The organism is Microbacterium sp. (genome assembly GCF_051953575.1).
Taxonomy (GTDB): domain Bacteria; phylum Actinomycetota; class Actinomycetes; order Actinomycetales; family Microbacteriaceae; genus Microbacterium.
The window spans coordinates 1-7020 of the sequence record NZ_JBQCIP010000080.1 but is presented as its reverse complement, the minus strand read 5'-3'; the positions used below and the strand labels follow the sequence as shown (position 1 = coordinate 7020).

Genomic DNA, 7020 nt, shown 5'->3' with positions numbered 1-7020 from the left:
CCCACATCGTGGGCGTGCACGCCGTCGACGTCGAACGCCCACAGTCCCACGCGCTCGGCGCCGGACGCGTCGCCGAGCAGCCGGATGCCGGGGAGCGCGCGCAGGCCCTCGCCCAGGCGCGCCTCGAGCGCCTTCTCGTGCGCGTGGACGGCATCCATCCCGAGCCCGTCGAGGTACCGGACGGCGGCGGCCAGCGCGATCGCCTGAGACACCGGCTGCGTGCCGGCCTCGAACCGCTGCGGCGGCGCCAGGTACTGCGCCTCGTCCAGGGTGACAGTCGTGATCATCGAGCCGCCGGTGAGGAATGGGGGCAGCGCCTCGAGCACGTCGGCGCGACCGTAGAGTCCGCCGATGCCGTACGGGCCGAGCATCTTGTGGCCCGAGAACACGGCGAGGTCGACGCCCAGCGCCGGCAGGTCGAGCGGCAGGTGCGGCGCGGACTGGCAGGCGTCGAGCACGGTCGTGGCGCCGACGCCCTGGGCGAGCGCGACGAGCTCGGCCACCGGGTTCACGATGCCCAGCACGTTCGACACGTGGGTGAACGCCACCACCCGGGTGCGGTCTCCGATGAGCGCCGCGGCGGCCTCGAGGTCGAGCGTGCCGTCGTCGTGCACCGGGATGTGACGCAGCACCGCGCCCGTGCGGGCGGCGAGCTCCTGCCAGGGGATCAGGTTGGCGTGGTGCTCGATCTCGGTCACCACGATCTCGTCGCCCGGGCGCAGCGCGAACCGCGCACTCTCGGGCGCCCCGCGGCCGACCGACGCGTTGCCGATGGCGTACGCGGCGAGGTTGAGGCCCGCCGTCGCGCCGCTCGTCCACACCAGCTGCTCGGCCGGTGCTCCCACGAAGCCGGCGACCGCCGTGCGGGCGTCCTCGAAGAGCTCGGTCGCCTCTGCCGCGAGCGTGTGCGCGCCCCGGTGGACGGCCGAATTGGCCCGGGTGAGGAACGACACCTCGGCGTCGATGACCGCCTGCGGCTTCTGGCTCGTCGCACCCGAGTCCAGATACACCAGGGGTTGCCCGTTCACACGCTCGCCGAGGATCGGGAAGTCGGCGCGGACCGCGTCGGCGTCGATCAGCGCGGCCGGCGAGGGAGCGGGTGCAGAGGTCACCCCTTAAGGCTACGCGGGATGCCGGCGTCGCGGGTCGTCCGGCCGGCGGCCGCCGGCATCCGCTCTCCGGGCGTCAGGCCTGTGACGAGGTGTCGGTCTTCTCGGCCGGCGCCGGCGGGCCGGCGGGGCGGACGGCACGGCGCCCGCGGCTCTCGACGACCGGGATCGTGTGCTGGCCGCCGCGGCCGGCGCGCTCGTCGCCCGGCAGCACGCGAGAGCGGCGGCCGTAGATGAGCTCCGACGAGTCGAGCAGCCAGGGCACGAGCGTGATCGAGACGCCGTGGACGAGCATCAGCTGCTGTGCGATGCGGCGTGCGCGGCGGTTGTGGAGGATGCCCTCCCACCAGTGCCCGACGATGTACTGCGGCAGGTACACGGTGACGACGGACGAGCCGTGCTCCTCGCGGTACTTGCGCACCCACTCGGCGATGGGCCCGGCGTACGTGCGGTACGGCGACTCGATGATCTTCAGCGGGATCGGCATGCGGTGCTTGCGCCACTCGGCCTCGATGGCCTCGGTGTCCTCCTTCGAGACTGCGATGTGCACCGCGAACGTCTTGTCGTGCTTGGCGGCGAGGGCGTAGTCGACGGCCTTCACGACCGGCTTCTGCAGCTTGTTGACGAGGATGATCGCGACATCGCCGGACGAGCCGAAATGGGTCTGGTCGTCCATCGCGATCTCGTGCTCGACGTCGCGGTAGTAGCGGTGGACGCCCACCATCAGGAACGACAGGATCGGGATCGCCAGGAACACCAGCCACGCGCCGTGGGTGAACTTCGTGATCGTCACGATGACGAGCACGGACGCCGTCATCGTGGCGCCGAGCGAGTTGATGAAGAGGCCCTTGCGCAGCCCGAACAGCTCGCCGCGCACGGCCTGCGAGCCGCGCTGGTCGGCGGGCAGGCGCCCGATCTCGCGGATGCCGCGGGTCCAGTGCCGGATCATGCCGATCTGGCCGATCGTGAACGAGACGAACACGCCGATGATGTACAGCTGGATGAGGTTCGTGAGATTGGCCTGGTAGACGATCAGCACCCCGATGGCGATGAGGCCGAGGATGATCATGCCGTTCGAGTACACGAGGCGGTCGCCGCGGGTGTTGAGCGCCTTCGGGGCGTAGCCGTCCCGCGCGAGCACCGAGCCCAGCAGCGGGAACCCGTTGAACGCCGTGTTGGCCGCCAGCAGCAGGACGACCGCGGTCGCGGCCTGGATGATGAAGAACGGGATCGAGTTCATGCCGAACACGGCCGACGACACCTGAGCCATGAGGCTCGGCTGCGGGTTGGAGCAGTCGAAGCCGACCAGGTCGCAGGGGTTCTCGGCGTAGTGGACCTGCGACACGAGCGCGATCGCGGTGAGGCCCGTGAACAGCAGGATCGCGATGCCGCCCATCATGGCGAGCGTCGTCTGCGCGTTCTTCACCTTCGGGCGGCGGAAGGCCTGCACGCCGTTCGAGACCGCTTCGACACCGGTCAGGGCGGAACAGCCGCTTGAGAACGCGCGCAGCACCAGCAGGATGACGGCGGCCTGCGTGAGGCTCTGGGTCTCGACCTCGTACCCGGCGCTCGAGGCCATCGGAGCATTGCCCGTCACGATCTCGAACAGGCCGACGACGATCATGACGCCGACCGAGCCGATGAACACGTACGTCGGGATCGCGAACGCGCGGGATGCCTCGCGCACGCCCCGCAGGTTGATGATGACGATCAGGATCACGAAGCCGACCGCCAGCTCGACGCGCCAGGGGTTCAGGCCGGGCAGCGCCGAGATGATGTTGTCGACACCGGACGCGACAGACACGGCGACGGTGAGCACGTAGTCGACGAGCAGTGCCGCCGCCACGATCACGCCGGGGATCTCGCCGAGGTTCTTGCGGGCCACCTCGTAGTCGCCGCCGCCCGACGGGTAGGCCTTGATGAGCTGGCGGTAGCTGATCACGACGACGATCAGCAGCACGACGACGGCCGCGGCGATCCACGGCGCGAAGGCGAGGAACGCCAGGCCGCCGGTCATGAGGATGAGCAGCAGCTCCTGCGGCGCGTACGCGACGGACGACAGCGCGTCGGAGGCGAAGATCGGCAGCGCCAGCTTCTTGGGAAGAAGGTGCTCGTCGGAGTCGGTCGAGGCGAGCGGATCCCCCAGGATGAGGCGCTTGGCGATCGGCGCCTCATCGACCGACTGCTCGCGGCTTTCGTTCGTCACGGCGGGCGATGTTACCCGCATGGAAACCGTGAGGACGCATCCGGACAGCCATCCTCACGGAATCCATACGGCGCTGCCCTCTGAGAGACTCGAACGGTGGATGAGCAGGTGATTCTCGGGGTGCTCGCGATCGCCGCCGGCCTCGTTGTCGGCGTCTTCCTCTTCGTCCCCTTCGTCGCCGTCAGCTACCGGCGCCGCGGCGGATTCGGCGTCGGCCGGTTCGTGCTGTGGGGCGCCGCGCTCGTGTATCTCATGGCGATCTGGACGTACACGCTGCTGCCGCTGCCCGACCCCGACACGATCCGGTGCGCGGGCGTCAACCTCGACGTGTGGGCGTTCGTGGGCGACATCCGCGGAGCGCTCGCCCGGCCGGGTCGTACCCTGACCGATCCCGCCATGCTGCAGCTGCTGCTGAACGTCCTCCTGTTCGTGCCGCTCGGGTTCTTCGTGCGCGTCCTCGGCGGTCGCGGCATCCCCACCGCCCTCCTCGTGGGACTCGGCGTCTCGGCGTTCATCGAGACCACCCAGCTCACCGGTGTGTGGGGCCTCTACCCGTGCGCGTACCGGGTGTTCGACGTCGACGACCTGCTGACCAACACGCTCGGGGCCCTCGTCGGCTCCGTGCTCGCGCTCGCCGTGCCCCGGCGCCACTGGGGCACGCCGAAGTTCGCCGACGCCGAGTCCCCGCGCCCCATCACCCGCCGCCGCCGCTTCCTCGCGATGCTGTGCGACGTGCTGGCGGCGTGGCTGCTCGCCGCCTCGGTCGACGTCGCGTTCCAGCTGCTGCTGTACGCGCTGGGCGCCGAGCGGGCCGTCCACGAGGGCACCGCCGCCTCCGTCGTCGGAGGTGCGGTCACGATCGTGGTGTGGCTCGCGGTGACCCTCGCCACCGGCCGCACCATCGGCGATCACGCCGTGCAGCTGCGGTACACCGGCGGACAGCTGCCCCCGGCGCTCGCGCGAACGCTGCGGTTCCTCGGCGGCATCGGCGGCTACCTGGTACTCAGCGCCCTCCCCGGCCCGTGGGGCATCGTGACGGGCGCGTTCGCGGTCGTCTCGGTGGTGCTCGTCCTCACCACGGACGACCGCCGGGGTCTTCCGGGCATCGTCTCGGGTCAGCGCCTCGTCGACGCCCGCGAGCCCGCCGAGCTCTGACGGACTGCGGATGCCGGCGGCCGGGGCCGCCGGCATCCTCTCGACTACGCCGCAGGCGTGCCCAGGAACTCGCGCGCGGCGACCACGAGCGCGTCGACGCCGCGGCTCAGCGTCGGCTGGATCACCGGGGCGAAGAACGGCGAGTGGTTCGTGGGGATGTCCTTCTCTACGGTGCCCGCCGCGAACGCCTTCGCGAACGCCGCGGGGTCGACACCGCCCCAGAACCAGTAGACGAGCGGCACCCCGGCCTCGCGGGCGAACCACGACACGTCCTCGCTGCCGGTGAACATGCCGGGGTCGATGACCGTGCCGTCGCCGAACGCCGCGTCGAACGCGGCGGTCAGGCGCGCGGTCGCCGCCACGTCGTTGATCGTCGGGGGAAGCGAGTGGTCGGTGACGATGACCGGCGGCTCCTCGGCACCCGACGCCTGCGCCTCGGCGCGGACGATGCGCTCCACCTTCTCGAGCACGCGGGCGCGGGCCTCGTCGTCGGGGTAGCGCAGGCTCAGCTCGAGCTTCGCCTCGGCCGGGATGATGTTGTTCTTCAGCCCCGCATGGATCGAGCCCACGGTGCCCACCGCGACGTCGCGGGGGTCGACCTCGCGCGAGACGATCGTCTGCAGCCGCATGACGGTGGCCGCCGCCATCACGATCGGGTCGATCGTGGCCTGCGGACGCGACCCGTGGCCGCCGCGGCCCAGCAGGGTGACGGTGAGCCCGTCCGAGGCGGCCATCTGCGTCCCGCTGCGCACGCCGATCGTGCCCGCGGGCAGCGGCGTCACGTGCTGGCCGAGCACGATGTCGGGCTTCGGGAACCGGTCGAGCACGCCGTCGGCGATCATCGCCTGGGCGCCCGAGCCGTACTCCTCGGCGGGCTGGAAGACGACGACGACGGTGCCCGACCACTCGTCCTTCGTGGCGACCAGGCGCTCCAGCGCGCCCAGCATCGCCGTCACGTGCATGTCGTGGCCGCACGCGTGCATCACGGGCACGTCGTTGCCGGCCGGGTCGGTGCCGCGGGCCGTGCTGGCGTACTCCAGGCCTGTCTGCTCGGGCACGGGCAGCGCGTCCATGTCGGCGCGCAGCCACACGACGGGGCCCTCGCCGTTGCGGATCACGCCCGCCACGCCGGTCTTGCCGATGCCCTCCTCGAACTCGATGCCGAGGTCGGTCAGGTGCTGCGCGATCACCCCCGCCGTACGCGTCTCTTGGAACGACAGCTCCGGATGCCGGTGCAGATCGATGTACAGCGCTTCGAGGTCGATCGTCATGACCCCGAGCCTAGCCTCGGGCCCGATGGCGCTGTCAGCCGGGCAGCCGTGCCGTCGAGCCGCGCACGATGAGCTCGAACGGCAGCTCGCCCGGCCGGTGCGTCGGAGCCTCGTCCTCGGCCGCTTCCAACGCCGCGAGCATCGCGTCCGCGGCGCGCTCGCCCTGGCCCATCGGGAACTGGTCGACGGTCGTCAGTCGGAAGAACTCGCCCAGCTCGTGGCCGTCGATGCCGATCACCGACAGGTCCTCGGGCACGCGGTAGCCGAGGTCGCGGGCGGCCAGGAGCGCCCCGATCGCCATCTCGTCGGATGCCGCGAAGATGGCCGTCGGACGGCCGCCGGGCTTGCCCAGCAGCTGCTTGGCGGCGCGGAAGCCGCCCTCGATCGTGAAGTCGGCCGGCTCGAACAGCGACGGGATGACCTCGATGCCGGCATCCGCCAGCGCCTGCTCGAAGCCCTGGCGGCGCTGGGTGGGGATGTGGAAGTCGATGTCGAACTCGGGGCTCGCGCCGATGTGCGCGATCTCACGGTGCCCGAGCGCCAGCAGGTGCTCCGTGGCCAGGCGTGCGACCGCGACGTCGTCGACCGTGAGGGTCGTCAGGCGGGGGTTCGGGCCGCCGATCGCGATCACCGGCAGGTCGAGCTCGACGAGCCGCTCGGTCTCTTCGTCGCCGAGCTCGAGCGAGATCGCGATCACGCCGTCGACGCGGCCGCGGCGCAGGAACGTGTCGAACACGTCGTGCCGCTCGCCGCGGTCGGCGGTCAGGCTGTACAGCGTGATGTCGTAGCCGCGGCGCATGAGCGCCGACGCGATGCCGCTGAGCACCGTCGAGAAGAACCAGCGGTCGAGGAACGGCACCAGCACGCCGATGTTGCGGGTGCGGCCCGAGGCGAGGCTCGATGCCGACGCCGACACGACGTACCCGAGGTCCTTCGCGGCCGCCTCGACCTTCGCCTTCGCGCCGGCCGAGACGTGGCCGCGCCCGCTCAGCGCGCGCGAGACGGTCGCCGTCGAGACGCCCGCCGCGCGGGCGACCTCGTCGATGCTGACCACGTCGTCACCTGGCTTTCGAGAGAAGGAGAAGGATGCCGGCGGCCGCCGCCGCCCGTCAGTGCTGGTCGGCCACCCAGACCGCGGTGTCGGCGGGGATCACGTCGGTGACGGGACCGCTCGCCGCGATCACGATACCGCTCGGCAGCGCGACAGGCTCGGAACCGGTGTTCGCCACGACCGTGACATTCCCGTTGCGGAATGCGACGGCATCCGCTCCGTAGCCCT

General features: G+C 71.2%; 5 protein-coding genes. 1 reads left to right on the top strand and 4 read right to left on the bottom strand.

The features are described 5' to 3' along the window. Together ACTHNQ_RS05790 and ACTHNQ_RS05785 are read right to left on the bottom strand one after the other, a co-directional pair. The coding region (locus ACTHNQ_RS05790; protein ID WP_440331916.1) for an aminotransferase class V-fold PLP-dependent enzyme at positions 1-1112 on the bottom strand (1112 nt) is incomplete at its 3' end. Positions 1113-1185: 73 nt separating this feature from the next. After that, on the bottom strand, positions 1186-3336 hold the full coding sequence (locus ACTHNQ_RS05785) for an APC family permease (RefSeq protein WP_440331915.1): 2151 nt from the start codon (positions 3334-3336) through the stop codon (positions 1186-1188). Between the two features lie 75 nt (positions 3337-3411). Here ACTHNQ_RS05785 and ACTHNQ_RS05780 point away from each other — a divergent pair, with 75 nt between their 5' ends. After that, positions 3412-4470 (top strand): VanZ family protein, encoded by a 1059-nt coding sequence (locus tag ACTHNQ_RS05780; protein ID WP_440331913.1) that lies wholly within the window; start codon positions 3412-3414, stop codon positions 4468-4470. A 44-nt stretch (positions 4471-4514) separates the two neighbouring features. Here ACTHNQ_RS05780 and ACTHNQ_RS05775 read toward each other — a convergent pair whose 3' ends face one another. After that, entirely contained in the window at positions 4515-5741 is a 1227-nt protein-coding gene (locus tag ACTHNQ_RS05775) for an amidohydrolase (RefSeq protein WP_440331911.1), read from the bottom strand. A 34-nt stretch (positions 5742-5775) separates the two neighbouring features. Continuing rightward, positions 5776-6795, bottom strand: a complete 1020-nt coding sequence (locus ACTHNQ_RS05770) for a LacI family DNA-binding transcriptional regulator (protein ID WP_018173815.1) — start codon at positions 6793-6795, stop codon at positions 5776-5778. Positions 6796-7020 lie beyond the last annotated feature (225 nt).

Bases quoted from the DNA above. Each gene is read 5' to 3' on its own strand.
- ACTHNQ_RS05775 (WP_440331911.1), bottom strand. From the start codon at position 5,741: ATGACGATCGACCTCGAAGCGCTGTACATCGATCTGCACCGGCATCCG.
- ACTHNQ_RS05785 (WP_440331915.1), bottom strand. From the start codon at position 3,336: ATGCGGGTAACATCGCCCGCCGTGACGAACGAAAGCCGCGAGCAGTCG.